Origin of the sequence: Streptomyces filipinensis (genome assembly GCF_014649495.1) — a bacterium.
Taxonomy (GTDB): domain Bacteria; phylum Actinomycetota; class Actinomycetes; order Streptomycetales; family Streptomycetaceae; genus Streptomyces; species Streptomyces filipinensis.
In genome coordinates this window covers 734,494-749,633 of the sequence record NZ_BMTD01000002.1, presented here as the reverse complement: position 1 = coordinate 749,633, position 15,140 = coordinate 734,494, and the positions used below count along the sequence as shown (strand labels likewise).

The window sequence follows — 15,140 nt, the reverse complement described above, 5'->3', positions numbered from 1 at the left end:
CTCTTCGGTGGCGGGGGGGGGGGGGGCTGCCGGGGGCTCGCCGGGCGGTCGGGGCCCTCGGGTGGCCGTCGTACCCGGTGTCAGGCCCGCCAGGGCAGTTCCGCGATCACCCGGGTGGGGCCGCCCGCCGGGGAGTCCACCACGAGGATGCCGTCCACCGCGTCCAGGCGTCCGGCGAGGCCGGCCAGGCCCGAACCGCCGGAGACGTCCGCGCCCCCCACCCCGTCGTCGGTCACCTGCAGCATCAGCCGGTCCTCCGTGCACCACACGTCCACCGTCGCGGACCGGGCCCCGCTGTGCTTGCTGATGTTCTGCAGCAGCTCGGAGACGGTGAAGTAGGCGATGCCCTCGATGGCCGGCGCGGGACGGGACGGCAGATCGACCTCGACCCGCACCGGCACCGTGCACCGGGAGGCGACCGAGGACAGCGCCGCGTCCAGGCCCCGGTCGGTCAGCACGGCCGGATGGATACCGCGGGCGAGGTCGCGCAGTTCCTGCAGCGCCGTCTTCACCTCGCCGTGCGCGTCCTCCACCATCCGCGCCGCCGCCCGCGGGTCCTCGCGGAGCTTCTCCTTGGCCAGCCCCAGGTCCATGGCCAGGTTGACCAGCCGGGCCTGGGCCCCGTCGTGCAGGTCCCGCTCGATGCGCCGCAGGTCGGCGGCGGCCGCGTCGACCACGACCCCGCGGTCCGACTCCAGTTCCACCACGCGTGCCGACAGCAGCGACGGCCCCAGCAGCCCCTGGACGAGCAGCCTGTCCACCGTCGTCAGGGCCCGCACGATCCACGGCGTGGCCAGCGTGAACAGCAGGCCCACCAGCGCGGTCACGGTGATCTCGAAGGGGTTGTCGAGATACACGCTGTGGTGCTCGTCGCCGTACAGCTGCAGCCCGCCCTGGCCGGCGTACGCCGGGAAGACCCAGAACCACAGCGGGTAGGTCAGCAGCGTCCAGCCGAACGTCCACAGGCTCACCGCCACCGAGAACGAGAACACCGCCCAGGGGAACTGCACCAGCGCGTACAGCAGGTTCCGCCACGAGGCGCCGCTCTTGAGCACCGCGCCCGTCCAGGCCAGCACGCCCGGCCCGCGCATCCGCAGCGGCTCCGGCTCGGCCACCTCCAGCCGCAACAGCCCGCGCGCCCGCGCCCGCTCCAGCGCGCCGAAGCCCCGGCAGCCGGCGAGCGCCGCCGCGAGCACCGGGATGCCGAGGAAGGTCACCAGCAGGCCCGCACCGAGCGACACCATGGTCACCGTCCAGGTGAACAGCACGACCGAGATCGGCAGGCTCAGCAGGACATAGCCGAGTTCGCGCCAGCTGCGCGCCTCGAACGGCGCCCGCAGCGCGGCGGGCAGCCGGCCGGGCCCCGCGGACCGTCCGTCCTCCTCCCGCCCGTACCCGTACCCGTGTCCGTACTCCGTGGCCATCGATGTCGTCCGTTCTCCTCGTGCGGTCGGCGGTTCAGCCGTGTCTCCAGAGTCGTGCGCCGGGAGGTGCCGGGCCATGGAGGCCGTCGGCGTCTTGGCCCGGGGGTTTTCCCCACCCCCGCCCCCGGCGGACAGGCCGTCGTCCGCCCGCTACTCCGTCCGGTCCCGCCACGGCAGCTCGGCCGTGATCACCGTCGGGCCGCCGGCCGGGGAGTCGAGCACGAACAGGCCGTCCACCGCGCCCAGCCGCTCCGCGAGGCCCCGCATCCCGGTGCCGCCCTCCAGCCGGGCGCCGCCCCGGCCGTCGTCCCGGACCTGGATGAGCAGCCGGTCCTGCGTCCGCCACACGTCCACGGACGCGGACCGGGCCCCGCTGTGCTTGCTGATGTTCTGCAGCAGCTCGGAGACGGTGAAGTAGGCGATGCCCTCGATGGCCGGCGCCGGACGGTCCGGCAGGTCCACGGCGACCTTCACCGGCACCGTGCAGCGGGTGGCGACCGAGGACAGCGCCGCGTCCAGGCCCCGGTCCGTGAGCACGGCGGGATGGATGCCGCGGGCCAGGTCGCGCAGCTCCTGCAGCGCCAGCTTCACCTCGCCGTGCGCCTCCTCCACCATCGCCGCGGCCGAGTCGGGATCCTCCAGCAGCTTCTCCTTGGCCAGACCGAGCCCCATGGCCAGGTTGACCAGCCGGGCCTGGGCCCCGTCGTGCAGGTCCCGCTCGATGCGCCGCAGGTCGGCGGCGGCCGTGTCGACCACGACCCCGCGGTCCGACTCCAGTTCGGCGATACGGCGTTCCAGCTCGTCCGACGGCGACAGCAGTCCGCGCACCATGAGGCGGTCCACGTTCGCCAGGCCCCGCGCCAGGTACGGCAGCACCGGCCACAGCACGAACAGCGAGGTCAGCACGGTGCAGAAGGTGAGGACGCCCCAGGGCAGCCGGATCGCGTCGTACAGCAGGGTCCGCCAGCCCACCGGATCCTTCAGCGCCATCCACAACCGTTGCGTCGGCCCGCCGCTGCGGGCCAGCGGCATCGGGGTCGGCTCCTCCACCCGCACCCCGAGCAGCCGCCGGGCGCGGGCCCGTTCCAGCTTCCCCAGCTGCCGTGCGCCCAGCAGACCGAGCGCCAGCAGCGGAAGACCGATCACCGTGATCGACAGGGCCCCGCCGACGGCCAGCGCGGTGATCGCGTAGACGAAGCCGAACACCGTCACCGGCAGGTTCAGCAGGAGATACAGGATCTCCTTCCACGTGTGCGCGTCGTAGGCCGGACGGATCGGCGGCAGCCGTTCGGTGCCGTCGGCCGCCCGGCCGGTGGCGGAACTGGTAGCGGTCATACCGGCCAGCCTGCCGTGCGCGACGCCCTCCACGCCATGCGGTACGCCGCCCTCCGCCGCCGGGGGAAAACCCCACCCCCGCCCGCATCACCTGTCTCAGCCCGTGACGGGCTGCTTACCGGTTCTTTATAAGGGCCTAGACTCCCGTGCGTACAGATCGTCGAATCACGTTGCATCACAGAGTTCACTAATTCACCAGGTCACGAGTCAGGGAGCGAGGTCCTACGGTGCGGGAGACGTTGGGGGACTCGACGGTCACCACCGCGCACGTCATCGCGGCCGGCTACTTCCGGTCCTACTCGGTGGTGGGCCTGCTCGCGCTGGTCGGCGTGCTGTTCGTCGCCGTCGCCTTCGGCGCCGGCCGGCTGCTGCGCCCGGTCGTACCCACCCCCGAGAAACTGTTGACCTACGAGTGCGGCGTCGACCCCGTCGGCGAGGGCTGGGCCCACACCCAGGTCCGCTACTACGTCTACGCCTTCCTGTACGTGATCTTCGCGGTCGACTCGATCTTCCTGTTCCCCTGGGCGACGGTCTACGCCGCCCCCGGCTACGGCGCGACGACCCTGGTGGAGATGTTCGTCTTCCTCGGCTTCCTCGCCGTGGGCCTGCTGTACGCATACAAGAAGGGCGTCCTGGCATGGACGTGAACCCCGCACCGTCCGAGCCGGTCCTGCTCCCGGAGCCGAAGCGCCTGGGCGCGCTGGCCCGGCTGGCACCCGAGCCGATGAAGGTGGTCCTGAACTGGGGCCGCCGCTACTCGCTGTGGGTCTTCAACTTCGGTCTCGCCTGCTGCGCGATCGAGTTCATCGCCGCGTCGATGGCCCGCCACGACTTCATCCGCCTCGGCGTCATCCCGTTCGCACCGGGCCCCCGGCAGGCCGACCTCATGGTCGTGTCGGGCACCGTGACGGACAAGATGGCGCCCGCCGTGAAGCGCCTGTACGAGCAGATGCCGGAGCCGAAGTACGTCATCTCCTTCGGGGCCTGCTCCAACTGCGGAGGCCCCTACTGGGACTCGTACTCGGTGACGAAGGGCGTCGACCAGATCATCCCCGTCGACGTCTACGTCCCCGGCTGCCCGCCGCGCCCCGAGGCGCTCCTCCAGGGCATCCTCAAGCTCCAGGAGAAGATCGCCCGCGAGTCGCTGGGGGAGCGGTACGGCACCGGTTCCGCTCGCCCGTCCACGGCGGCCCTGACCAGCGACCTGGTGAAGCCGCCGCCGGCTCCGGGCGCCGAGGGGGAGGCCCGATGAGCACCGTCGGCTGGCTGCCCGCCCCGGTCGAGGACCTCTTCGGTACGGACGCCACGGCCGAGGAGTCGTACGACGTCCTGACCGTGGACGTACCGCCGGCGTCCTGGCTCACCGCCCTGGAGACGGCCCGTACGACCCTGGGCTGCACCTACTTCGACTGGCTGAGCGCGGTCGACGAACCGGGCACGGGTTTCCGCGTCTCGGCGCACGTCGTCGCCCTCCACCCGGTCCGCCGTCTCCTCGTCCGCACGACCGTCCCGCACGAGTCGCCGACGCTGCCCTCCGCCGTCGGCGTCTACGCGGGCGCCGGCTGGCACGAGCGCGAGACCCACGAGATGTTCGGCGTCCGCTTCGAGGGCCATCCGTCGCTGGAGCACCTCCTCCTGCCCGAGAACTTCGAGGGCCACCCGCTGCGCAAGGACTTCGTCCTCGCCGCCCGCGTCGCCAAGGCCTGGCCCGGCGCCAAGGAGCCGGGCGAATCCGAACACGGCGGCCCGAAGCGCCGGCAGATGCTGCCCCCAGGCGTGCCGGACCCCAACGAATGGGGCCCGCTGAAGGGCCAGCTCCCACCCGCCCCGGCCCGCCCGGCCCGTGCGGCGGGGCGCGCGGCGGCCGAGCGCCCGGCCCGCGCGGCGGGAGAGCGCCCGGTACGGCGCACCCGTACGGCGGCGGAGGGCTCCGCGAGCCAGGCGGAACCGGCTTCCGCCGGGGCCACTGAGGCGACTGGCGCCGGAGTGAGCGGTGCGGCGGCGGCCGCTGGCGCTGGCGCTGAGGCAACGAGTGTTGCTGGTGCCGCGGGGGCCGCTGGTGCCGGAGCGACGGGTGCTGCGGGGGCCGCGGGTGCAGCGGGGGCGGCCCGGCCGCGACGGACGCGGAGCGCGAGCGAGGGCTCGGTGAGCCAGGCCCGGGCGGCGGCCCCGCAGGACGCGGCCGAGCAGAAACAGGCCGCGGCCGAGGGCGACGCGTCCCGCGCGGCGGGTGCGGAAGGCCCGGCTGCCGAGGCGTCCCGGGCAGCGGGTGCGGAAGGCCCGGCCGCCGAGGCGCACGCGCCCGGCCCGGCGCCGGCCCGGCCGCGCCGTGCCCGCAGCGCCTCCCAGGGCTCGGCCTCACAGCAGCCCCGGACCCCGGAAGCGACGGCGCCGGCTTCCGGTGAGCCGGCGGGTCCGGGTTCGGGTGCGGGCTCGGGTGAAGCGTCGGATTCGGTTTCCGGTGAGCCGTCGGGCTCGGTTCCGGGTGAGCCGCTTGCAGGGGCCTCAGGTGGGCCGACGGCGCCGGGCAGCGCGGCTCGCGCCGCCCGCCGGAGCACGGCCCCGCGCAGCTCGGACGCCCCCTGGCACCACGCCCGGCCGGCTTTCGAGGAGCCGACGGAGTCCGAGGATGCCCCTGCGGAGTCCGAGGGCGTCCCTGTGGAGGCCGAGCCTCCCACTGGGGAAGCCGAGCCCGCGCTTGTGACGCCCGAGTCGGCGCCTGCGCGCCCCGAGCCGGCGCCTGAGCAAGCGGGGTCGACCCCTGCGGAAGCCGAGCTGGACCGTGCGGAGTCCGAGCGGGATCGTGCGGAGTCCGAGCGGGCCCTCGCGGAGCCTGAGCGGGTCCCCGCGGAATCCGGCCAGGTGACCGCTGCGGAGTCCGAGCCGACGCCCGCAGCGGAGTCCGAGCCGACGCCCGTGGAGCCCGAGCCGGCTCCTGACGAGCCCGGGTCGGCCAAGGAGCGGTCCGAGCAGTCCGCCACCGCCGCGGGGGACGGCCTGGCCGCGCCTGAGGACCCGGCCGCCCGCGTGGACCGCGCCACCCCCGCCACCCGCGAGGACCCGGCCACCCCTGACAGCGCCGTCACCCCCGACAGCCCTGCCACCCCCGACGACCCCGAACCCACAGGAGGCCCGCAGTGAACGGCGCGCTGGACGTCGCCCTGCGACTCCTCGTCGTGTTCGTCGTCTTCCTCACCTTCCCGCTGATCGTCGGCCAGACCGAGCACAAGGTGATGGCCCACATGCAGGGCCGCCTCGGCCCCATGTACGCGGGCGGCTTCCACGGCTGGGCCCAGCTCATCGCCGACGGCGTGAAGTTCGCGCAGAAGGAGGACGTGGTCCCGGCCGGCGCCGACCGCCGCGTCTTCCAGCTCGCCCCCGCCGTCGCCCTGCTGCCGTACCTCCTCGTCCTGCTCGCCATCCCGATCGGCCCGAGCGCGGGTGCCGTCGGCCAGGTCCTGGACGCGGGCGTGTTCTTCGTCCTCGCGGTGATGGGCGTCGGCGTGCTCGGCTCACTCATGGCCGGCTGGGCCAGCGCGAACAAGTTCTCCCTGCTCGGCGGCCTGCGCACGGCCGCCCAGCTGCTCGCCTACGAGCTCCCGATGCTGCTCGCCGCCGCCTCGGTCGCGATGGCGGCCGGCACGGTCTCGCTGCCCGGCATCCTGCACGCCTTCCACTGGTGGTGGGTGCCCTGGCAGATCGTCGGCGCGGTCGTCTTCTTCGTCGCGGGACTCGCCGAGCTGCAGCGCCCGCCGTTCGACATGCCCGTCGCGGACTCGGAGATCATCTTCGGCGCGTACACCGAGTACACCGGTCTGCGCTTCGCCCTGTTCCTGCTCGCCGAGTACGCCGGCATCGTCGTCCTGTGCGGCCTGACCACCGTCCTCTTCCTGGGCGGCTGGCACGGCCCCTGGGGCCACGACGGCCTGGGCTGGCTGTGGACCCTGCTGAAGACCGCGATCCTCGCCTTCCTCGTCATCTGGCTCCGCGTCACCTACCCGCGACTGCGCGAGGACCAGCTCCAGAAGCTCTCCTGGACCCTCCTCGTCCCCCTCTCCCTCGCCCAGATCGCCCTCACCGGCATCGTCAAGGTGGTGATCTCCTAACCATGGCCCCCATTCCCGGCAGTGGCCTCGCCAAGGGCCTGGCCGTCACCCTCCGTACGATGACGAGGAAGACGGTCACCGAGCAGTACCCGCAGGCCCAGCCCGAACTGCCGCCCCGCACCCGCGGTGTGATCGGCCTGTTCGAGGAGAACTGCACGGTCTGCATGCTCTGCGCCCGCGAGTGCCCGGACTGGTGCATCTACATCGACTCCCACAAGGAGACGGTCCCGCCGGCCGCCCCCGGAGGCCGTGAGCGCAGCCGCAACGTCCTCGACCGGTTCGCCATCGACTTCTCCCTGTGCATGTACTGCGGTATCTGCATCGAGGTCTGTCCTTTCGACGCGCTGTTCTGGTCCCCGGAGTTCGAGTACGCCGAGACCGACATCCGTGACCTCACCCACGAGCGCGACAAGCTCCGCGAGTGGATGTGGACCGTCCCGGCCCCGCCCGCCCTCGACCCCGCGGCCGAGGAGCCGAAGGAGATCGCCGCCGCCCGCAAGACCGCCGAGAAGCTGGCGGCCGCGCAGGCCGAACCGCAGGAGGGCGACTCGTGACCCCCGCCGCAGCCGTGAGCCTCGCCGCGGGCCACCCCGGCTTCCTGTCCCCGACCGGCGTCGAGATCGCCTTCCTCCTGGTCGGCCTGGTCACCTTCGGCGCCGCGCTGGTCACCGTCACCACCCGCCAGCTGGTCCACGCCGCCCTGTGGCTGGTCGTCGCGCTCGGCGGCCTCGCCGTGGAGTACCTGCTGCTCACGGCCGAGTTCATCGCCTGGGTGCAGGTCCTGATCTACGTCGGTTCCGTCGTCGTCCTCCTGCTGTTCGGGCTGATGCTCACCAAGGCGCCCATCGGCCGGTCCCCGGACGCCGACTCCGGCAACCGCTGGGCCGCCCTGACCGTCGCGGTCGCCGCCGCCGTCGCCCTGGTGTGGGTGGTCGTCGACGCCTTCCGCACCACGTGGATCGACCTGAACGGCCCGGCCGCCGGCTCCACCCACGTCACCGGCGAGAGCCTGTTCCGGACCTGGGTCCTGCCCTTCGAGGCCCTGTCCGTGCTGCTCCTCGCGGCCCTGGTCGGCGCGATCGTCCTGTCCCGCAAGGCGACGGCGGACACCGCCTCCGGCGGGACGGCCCCCGTGGAAGCGCCCCCGACCGCACCCGGCGAGAAGGAAGGCGCCCGCTGATGCACCTCGCCTACCCGGCCGTACTCTCCGCCCTCCTCTTCTGCACCGGCCTGTACGGCGTCCTCGCCCGACGCAACGCGATCCTGGTCCTGATGTCGGTCGAGCTGATGCTCAACGCCGTCAACCTCAACCTGGTCGCCTTCGACGTCTGGCTCAGCCGCGCCGCGAAGGAGACCCTGCACTCCGGCCAGGCGCTGACCCTGTTCACCATCGCCATCGCCGCCGCCGAGATCGGCATCGGCCTGGCGATCGTGCTCGCCGTCCACCGCAACCGCGGCACAGCCGACATCGACAAGCTCCGCGACACCGCCGAGGGCCCCGGCACCGGCGGCTCCGGCATCGAGGACCCCGGCTCCTCCGCGGCCGAGAAGGCTGAGGCCACCGCGTGACCACGACCACCCTCGCCGTCCTCGTCCCCCTCCTGCCGTTCCTCGGGGCGGCCGCCGGGCTCCTGCTCGGCCGCACCGCGCCCGGGTTCGTCCGCCCGCTCGCCGTCCTGCCGCCGCTGGCCTCACTCGCGCTGGCCGCGCTGGTCGCCGTACGCCAGGGCGGCGGCGCGGCCATCGACGCCCACACCGAGCTCACGCCCACCGGCTCGGTCCCCATCGAGCTGTCCCTGCACATCGACGGCTTCGCCGCGCTCGTCGCGATCCTCGTCGCGTTCGTCGCCGCCTGCGTGCAGATCTACTCCACGGGCTATCTGCGCGACGACCCGCGCTACCCCTCGTACGCCGCCCTCGTCTCCCTGTTCACCTCCGCGATGCTCCTCGTCGTCTACTCCGGCGACCTGATCGTGCTGCTGGTCGGCTGGGAGGTCATGGGCATCTGCTCCTACTTCCTGGTCGGCCACTACTGGGAGACACCCGAGGCCCGCGCCGCCTCGCTGAAGGCCTTCCTGGTCACCAAGCTCGGCGACGTGCCGTTCCTCATCGGCCTGTTCGCGCTGGCCACCGACGCCGGCTCCTTCCGGATCACGCGCGTCCTCGGCGCGGTCGCCAGCGGCAACCTGCACCATCCGACGGTGGTCGCCCTGCTGCTCCTCGCGGGCGTCGCGGGCAAGTCGGCACAGTTCCCGCTGCACACCTGGCTGCCGGACGCGATGGCGGGCCCGACACCCGTCTCCGCGCTGATCCACGCCGCGACGATGGTCGCCGCCGGTGTCTACTTCGTCGCCCGTCTCCTCCCGGTGTTCGAGGCCTCCCAGGCCGCGATGATCGTGCTGGGCGTCATGGCCGCCGTGACCATGACCGGCTCGGGTCTGGCCGCGCTCGCCCAGGACGACATCAAACGCGTCCTCGCCTACTCGACGATCGGCCAGCTCGGCTACATGACCGGCGCCCTCGCCGTCGGTGACCGCGGTGCCGCCGTCTTCCACCTCCTGTCCCACGGCGCCTTCAAGGCGCTGCTGTTCCTCGCCGCCGGCGTGATCATCCATGCCGCCGGCACCAACTCACTGGCCGCCATGTCCCGCATGCACGGCCTGCGTGACCGGGTGCCGGACGCCTACTGGACGATGACCGTGGCGCTCCTCGCGCTCGCCGCGATCCCGCCGTTCAGCGGCTTCTTCTCCAAGGAGTCCGTCCTCGGCGCCGCCGAGCACGCGACCGACGGCGACACCGCGCACGTGCCCGGCTCGGCCGGCTGGATCGTCCTCGTCGCCGGCCTGGTCACGGCCCTGCTGACCGCCGCCTACGCGACCCGGCTGTGGCTGCTCGCCTTCCGCGGCCGGGGCGCCGAGGCGCCCGACCACGGCCGTCAGCCGCTCACGATGACCGTGGTGCTGTGGGTCCTCGCCGTACCGTCCCTGGCCTTCGGCGGGCTCGCCTACCGCTCGCTGCCGGGCTGGTTCGACGGCCGCGACCTGACGCCGACCCTCCTCACCTCCATCCTCGGCACGGGCTTCGCCCTGGTCGGCGGGCTGCTCACCTACGGCGCCTGGCAGCGCACCGCGCAGCTGGCCGCTCGCGTCCCGCTGGGTGCGGTCGCCGCCCACCCCGAAGGCGACGCCGCACTGGTCGAGGCCGAGGCCATCGCCACCCACGAGCCGGCCTACGGCGACATCGCCTACGCCCCCGACCCGGCGGACCCCGGCCGGCTGCTGCTCGGCCCGCTGCACCGGTCGGCGGCCGCGGGCTTCCACCTGGACGCCGTGTACGACGTGCTGTTCGTCCGCCCGGTGCAGGCCGGGGCGAGCCTCGTCCGCTTCCTCGACCGCGAGGTCGTCGAGACCTACGTACAAGGAGCGGCCGGCCTGCCCCGGCTGCTCGGGGCCGCCGTCAGGCGTGCGCAGACCGGCAATGTGCAGACCTATGTGAGCGCTCTGCTCGCCGGCACCGTCGTCCTGGCGGTCGCCGTCGTCCTCGTCGCCACGGGAGCGTGAGCAGGCGTGATCGATATCAACGAGTCCGTGATGCAGTTCCTTCTGGCATTCGTCGTCGTCGGCCCGCTCCTCGGCGCCGTCGCCGCTCTCCTCCCGGCCCCGCCCGGGCTGAAGGGGAAGTCCCCCGAGCAGGCCGTGCTGCGGCACGGCGTGACCGTGACCGGCGCGATCCTCATCGCCGCGATCGTCCTCGCCCTCGGCTTCGACCACGCCCATGCGTCGAAGATGCAGGCCACGACCGACATCAGCTGGATCCCGGCACTCGACGTGCGCATCCACCTCGGCATCGACGGCATCTCCCTCCCCCTTGTCGTGCTGACCGCGCTGCTGACCTTCCTCTGCGCGCTGTACTCCTACTTCAAGCCGCCCGCGGGCGGTTCCCCGAAGGCGTTCGTCGCGCTGCTGCTCCTGCTCGAATCCGGCACCCTCGCGTCCTTCGCCGTCCTCGACCTGCTGCTGTTCTTCCTCGCGTTCGAGATGGTGCTCATCCCGATGTACTTCCTCATCGCCCGCTGGGGTGGCGAGGGCCGGACCCGGGCGGCGTGGAAGTTCATCCTGTTCACCCTGCTCGGCTCCGTCGTCATGCTGCTCGGCCTGCTCCTGATCGGAATCAAGGCGGGCACGTTCGACATGGTGGCACTCGCCACTGACAACGGCCGGTCGCTGACCGCATCCGTGCAGGTCATCGCCGTTCTGGCGATCGGGCTCGGGCTCGCGGTGAAGACGCCGATGTGGCCGCTGCACAGCTGGCTGCCGGACGCCCACACCGCCGCCCCGACCGTCGGTTCGGTGCTGCTGGCCGGCGTACTGCTCAAGATGGGTACGTACGGGTTCGTCCGGATTCTGCTGCCGATCGCGCCGCACGGCTTCCACACCTTCGCGCCGTACCTCGCCGCGTTCGCCGTCGTCGGCATCATCTACGGGTCCCTGGCCTGCCTGGCCCTGGCCAAGCGCGGCGCCAAGGGCGATCTCAAGCGGCTGATCGCCTACTCCTCCGTCGGCCACATGGGCTTCGTCCTGCTGGGCATCGCCACCATGACCCCGACCGGCGTCAACGGCGCCCTGTTCGCCAACATCGCCCACGGCCTCATCACCGGCCTGCTCTTCTTCCTCGTCGGCGCGCTGAAGGACCGCACCGGCACCACCGACCTCGACACCCTCGCCGAGGAGACGGGCGCCGCGCTGTACGGCAAGGCGCCGCGACTCGGCGGGCTGCTCGCCTTCGGCGCCGTCGCCTCGCTCGGCCTGCCGGGACTCGCCGGGTTCTGGGGCGAGATGCTGGCCCTGTTCGGCGCGTTCAAGCCCGCCGCCGACCTCAGCCGGCCCGCGTACCTGACCTTCATGGCGATCGGCGCGTTCGGCACCCTGCTGACCGCCGCGTACATGCTGATCGTGGTCCGCCGGGTCTGCATGGGCGGAGTCGAGCAGGAGGTCCCGGCCCTCGCCGACGTGCGCGGGTACGAGTTCGCCGCCTGGACCCCGCTCGTCGCCCTCACCGTCGTCGCCGGACTGTGGCCGAGGGCGCTGCTCGGCCTCACCGACCCGGCCGTGCACCAGCTCCTCGCAGGAGGCCACCGATGAGCGCCCAGCCCCTCGCCGAGTCGCTCGTCCAGTCCGTCGACTGGCTCGCCGTCGCCCCGCCGACCATCGCCGCCGCGGTGGGACTCGTCGTCCTGGTCGCCGACCTCTTCCTGCCCGAGGCCCGCAAGCCCGTCCTGGGCTGGCTCTCGGTCGCCGGACTGGCCGTGGCCGCGCTGACGCTGCTGCCCCTCCTGGACGGCGACCACAGCACCTTCTGCCTGAACGGCGCCCCGCGCGCGTGCAGCTACACCGCCGACCACTTCACGCTCGTCATCCAGTTCCTGGTCCTCGGCGGCGCCCTGCTCGCCGCCCTGCTGTCGGTCACGAACCTCAAGGACGACGAGCGGCGCGTCCCGCCGGGCGAGTTCTGGTTCCTGCTGCTGTCCTCCGCGGCCGGCGCCGCCCTGCTGCCCGCCTCCCGCGACCTGGCCACCCTGATCGTCGCCCTGGAGGTCGCCTCGCTGCCCGCGTTCGCCCTCGTCGGCATCCGGCACGGTGACAAGCGGTCCTCCGAGGCCGCCCTGAAGTTCTTCCTGTCCTCGGTGACGGCCACCGCGGTCAGCCTGATGGGCATCAGCTTCGTCTACGCCTCCACCGGCACCCTCTACCTCACCCAGGTCGCCCAGCGCCTGACACACGTCGACGGGCAGCTGCACACCCTCGCCCAGGCGGGTGTCGTCCTCACCCTGATCGGCTTCGCCTTCAAGACGGCCGCCGTCCCCTTCCACTTCTGGGTGCCCGACACCTACGTCGGCGCTCCGCTGCCCGTCGCCGCCTACCTGTCGGTCGTCGGCAAGGCGGTCGGCTTCTCCGGCCTGATCCTCGTCACCGTCGTCGCGTTCCCGTCGTACGCCGACGTCTGGGGCCCCGCGCTCGCCGCCCTGGCCGCGCTCACCATGACCGTCGGCAACGTCGGCGCCCTGCGCCAGCAGGCCACGCGCGCGTACAGCGCCGTACGGCTGCTCGCCTGGTCCTCCGTCGGCCAGGCCGGCTACCTGCTGGTGCCGATCGCCGCCGCCGGATACGCCAAGGACCCGCAGAAGGCGATCGGCTCCACGGTCGCCTACGCGCTGATGTACGCCGCCGTGAACCTCGGCGCGTTCGCGGTGGCCGCCCTGGTGGGCCGCAACCGGGCCCTCAACCGGATCTCCGACTACCGGGGGCTGTACGCCACCAACCCGCTCACCGCGCTCCTGCTGGCGTTCTTCCTGCTGTGCCTGGCCGGGCTGCCGCCGGGCGTCATCGGGCTGTTCGCGAAGGTCACCGTGTTCTCGGCGGCCGTCGACGCGGGCCTCGGCTGGCTGGCCGTCGTCATGGCCGTCAACGTGGTGATCGCCCTCTTCTACTACCTGCAGTGGACGGCCCTGCTCTTCCGCACTCCCGAGGGGGAACCCGCGCGGCACCGCGCTCCGGCTCCTCTCACGGCCGCCCTCGCCCTCACCGGCGTACTCGGCGTCGCCCTGTCCGGAGCACCCCAGCTGGTCCTCCGCTTCGCGGCCACCGGCCTGTTCTGAGAAGCCGTCACGTGCGCGTGACGCACCGTCCGGTCGCGCGCGCCTGAGCAGCCGCGCGGCCACGCGCCGACGTCCGCTGCCCGTCACGCGCGCGTGCCGACGGTGGCCGCCTCACCCGTACGGCCGAGGCAGGGCAACGCTCGCACCTGGGAACTCGTGCCTCCCGCCTGGCGTTGAGCAGTACAGGAGGATCCACTGGACCGAAGGGTTCCCTGCTGCACGAATTGGAGGGCGTACGGTGCACCGCCGGCACAACGGGCTCAGGACCGCAGTACTCCTCGGGGGGCTGTCGGCCCTCATCATCGTCATCGGCAGCTTCTTCGGCCGCACCGGCCTGATCGTCGCCGTCCTGGTCGCACTCGGTACGAACGCGTACGCGTACTGGAACAGCGACAAGCTGGCGCTTCGTGCGATGCGCGCCCGCCCGGTCAGCGAGTTCGAGGCCCCTGCGCTGTACCGGATGGTGCGCGAGCTGTCCACGCAGGCCCGCCAGCCCATGCCCCGGCTCTACATCTCCCCGACGGAGGCCCCCAACGCCTTCGCGACCGGCCGCAATCCTCGCAACGCGGCCGTGTGCTGCACCGAGGGCATCCTGCGCCTGCTGGACGAGCGCGAGCTGCGCGGTGTCATCGGCCACGAGCTGAGCCATGTCTACAACCGGGACATCCTCATCTCCTCGGTGGCCGGCGCACTCGCCTCGGTGATCATGTTCCTGGTGAACTTCGCGTGGCTCATCCCCGTCGGCCGCTCGGACGACGACGACGGCCCCGGCCTGCTCGGCATGCTCCTGATCATGATTCTGGGCCCGCTCGCCGCCACTCTCATCCAGCTGGCCGTCAGCCGCTCCCGCGAGTACGAGGCGGACGCCTCCGGCGCCCAGCTCACCGGTGACCCGCTGGCCCTCGCCGGCGCCCTGCGCAAGCTGGAGGTCGGCACCCAGCAGCTGCCGCTGCCGCCCGAGCCGCGGATCGAGACCGCCAGCCACATGATGATCGCGAACCCCTTCCGCGCAGGCCAGGGACTGACCAAGATGTTCTCCACGCACCCGCCGATGGCGGACCGCATCGCCCGGCTCGAAAAGATGGCAGGTCGTTACCAGTGAAGACCATCCTGAACATCATCTGGCTCATCCTGAGCGGCTTCTGGCTGTTCCTCGGCTACATCTTCGCCGGCGTCCTGCTCTGCATCACGATCATCGGAATCCCCTTCGGCGTAGCCGCGTTCCGTATCGGCGTCTACGCCCTGTGGCCCTTCGGGTACACCACGGTCGAGCGCCGCGACGCGGGCGCCCCCTCCTGCATCGGCAACGTCCTGTGGCTGATCCTGGCCGGCTGGTGGCTGGCCCTCGCGCACATCGTCACCGGTATCGCCCTGTGCCTCACGATCATCGGCATCCCGTTCGGCATCGCCAACTTCAAGCTGATCCCGGTCTCCCTGCTGCCGCTGGGCCGCGAAATCGTCCCCACGGACGAGCCGTTCGCGGCCCGCTGAGCCGGCCGACGCAGGCCGGAGCGGGCCGGAACGGCTCGGCGCGGGCCACGCACCGGATGCGTGCGCGACAGCGGCCGCGCTGACAGCACGTCACCGGCGCCGCGTCCTCGCCGCGCCCGTGGGGCCCAC

The 15,140-nt window shown here is 72.6% G+C and carries 14 protein-coding genes; 12 read left to right on the top strand and 2 right to left on the bottom strand.

What is annotated here, in order from left to right:
- Window positions 1-80: 80 nt before the first annotated feature.
- Window positions 81-1,424, bottom strand: coding sequence for a sensor histidine kinase (locus IE244_RS08500; RefSeq protein WP_191872062.1), 1,344 nt, complete (start codon window positions 1,422-1,424; stop codon window positions 81-83).
- Window positions 1,425-1,574: 150 nt separating this feature from the next.
- A complete protein-coding gene (locus IE244_RS08495; RefSeq protein ID WP_191872060.1) occupies window positions 1,575-2,759 on the bottom strand; it encodes a sensor histidine kinase in 1,185 nt (394 codons plus the stop codon).
- Window positions 2,760-2,986: 227 nt separating this feature from the next.
- Between IE244_RS08495 and IE244_RS08490 the strand changes: the two genes are divergently transcribed.
- The 12 genes from IE244_RS08490 to IE244_RS08435 all read left to right on the top strand — a co-directional run bounded on the left by IE244_RS08490 (window position 2,987) and on the right by IE244_RS08435 (window position 15,011).
- Window positions 2,987-3,406, top strand: coding sequence for an NADH-quinone oxidoreductase subunit A (locus tag IE244_RS08490; RefSeq protein WP_191872058.1), 420 nt, complete (start codon window positions 2,987-2,989; stop codon window positions 3,404-3,406).
- Window positions 3,397-4,011, top strand: a complete 615-nt coding sequence (locus tag IE244_RS08485) for an NADH-quinone oxidoreductase subunit B (protein ID WP_191872056.1) — start codon at window positions 3,397-3,399, stop codon at window positions 4,009-4,011. Before IE244_RS08490 ends, IE244_RS08485 begins: the two co-directional genes overlap by 10 nt.
- Entirely contained in the window at window positions 4,008-5,900 is a 1,893-nt protein-coding gene (locus tag IE244_RS08480; RefSeq protein WP_229854003.1) for an NADH-quinone oxidoreductase subunit C, read from the top strand. Before IE244_RS08485 ends, IE244_RS08480 begins: the two co-directional genes overlap by 4 nt.
- A complete protein-coding gene (locus IE244_RS08475; RefSeq protein ID WP_191872054.1) occupies window positions 5,897-6,865 on the top strand; it encodes a complex I subunit 1/NuoH family protein in 969 nt (322 codons plus the stop codon). The genes IE244_RS08480 and IE244_RS08475 overlap by 4 nt, the downstream gene beginning before the upstream one ends.
- A gap of 2 nt (window positions 6,866-6,867) precedes the next feature.
- Window positions 6,868-7,419: a NuoI/complex I 23 kDa subunit family protein gene (locus tag IE244_RS08470; protein WP_191872053.1), complete on the top strand. Its 552-nt coding sequence runs from the start codon at window positions 6,868-6,870 to the stop codon at window positions 7,417-7,419.
- Window positions 7,416-8,045, top strand: coding sequence for an NADH-quinone oxidoreductase subunit J family protein (locus tag IE244_RS08465; protein ID WP_191872051.1), 630 nt, complete (start codon window positions 7,416-7,418; stop codon window positions 8,043-8,045). Before IE244_RS08470 ends, IE244_RS08465 begins: the two co-directional genes overlap by 4 nt.
- The gene (nuoK, locus tag IE244_RS08460; protein ID WP_031166987.1) at window positions 8,045-8,434 is read left to right on the top strand and encodes an NADH-quinone oxidoreductase subunit NuoK; all 390 of its coding nucleotides are present in this window, start codon (window positions 8,045-8,047) and stop codon (window positions 8,432-8,434) included. Before IE244_RS08465 ends, nuoK begins: the two co-directional genes overlap by 1 nt.
- Window positions 8,431-10,425 (top strand): NADH-quinone oxidoreductase subunit 5 family protein, encoded by a 1,995-nt coding sequence (locus IE244_RS08455; RefSeq protein ID WP_191872049.1) that lies wholly within the window; start codon window positions 8,431-8,433, stop codon window positions 10,423-10,425. Before nuoK ends, IE244_RS08455 begins: the two co-directional genes overlap by 4 nt.
- 6 nt (window positions 10,426-10,431) lie before the next feature.
- Entirely contained in the window at window positions 10,432-12,006 is a 1,575-nt protein-coding gene (locus IE244_RS08450) for an NADH-quinone oxidoreductase subunit M (protein ID WP_191872047.1), read from the top strand.
- Window positions 12,003-13,520: an NADH-quinone oxidoreductase subunit N gene (locus tag IE244_RS08445; protein ID WP_191872045.1), complete on the top strand. Its 1,518-nt coding sequence runs from the start codon at window positions 12,003-12,005 to the stop codon at window positions 13,518-13,520. The genes IE244_RS08450 and IE244_RS08445 overlap by 4 nt, the downstream gene beginning before the upstream one ends.
- Window positions 13,521-13,758: 238 nt before the next feature.
- Entirely contained in the window at window positions 13,759-14,622 is an 864-nt protein-coding gene (htpX, locus tag IE244_RS08440) for a zinc metalloprotease HtpX (protein WP_191872043.1), read from the top strand.
- Complete coding sequence (locus IE244_RS08435) at window positions 14,619-15,011, top strand: YccF domain-containing protein (RefSeq protein ID WP_191872041.1); 393 nt, start codon at window positions 14,619-14,621, stop codon at window positions 15,009-15,011. Before htpX ends, IE244_RS08435 begins: the two co-directional genes overlap by 4 nt.
- Window positions 15,012-15,140: the final 129 nt, after the last annotated feature.

Coding starts and splice junctions, on each gene's coding strand:
- IE244_RS08485 (WP_191872056.1), top strand. CDS start 3,397: ATGGACGTGAACCCCGCACCGTCCGAGCCGGTCCTGCTCCCGGAGCCG.
- IE244_RS08495 (WP_191872060.1), bottom strand. CDS start 2,759: ATGACCGCTACCAGTTCCGCCACCGGCCGGGCGGCCGACGGCACCGAA.
- nuoK (WP_031166987.1), top strand. CDS start 8,045: ATGCACCTCGCCTACCCGGCCGTACTCTCCGCCCTCCTCTTCTGCACC.
- IE244_RS08445 (WP_191872045.1), top strand. CDS start 12,003: ATGAGCGCCCAGCCCCTCGCCGAGTCGCTCGTCCAGTCCGTCGACTGG.
- IE244_RS08480 (WP_229854003.1), top strand. CDS start 4,008: ATGAGCACCGTCGGCTGGCTGCCCGCCCCGGTCGAGGACCTCTTCGGT.
- IE244_RS08500 (WP_191872062.1), bottom strand. CDS start 1,424: ATGGCCACGGAGTACGGACACGGGTACGGGTACGGGCGGGAGGAGGAC.
- IE244_RS08470 (WP_191872053.1), top strand. CDS start 6,868: ATGGCCCCCATTCCCGGCAGTGGCCTCGCCAAGGGCCTGGCCGTCACC.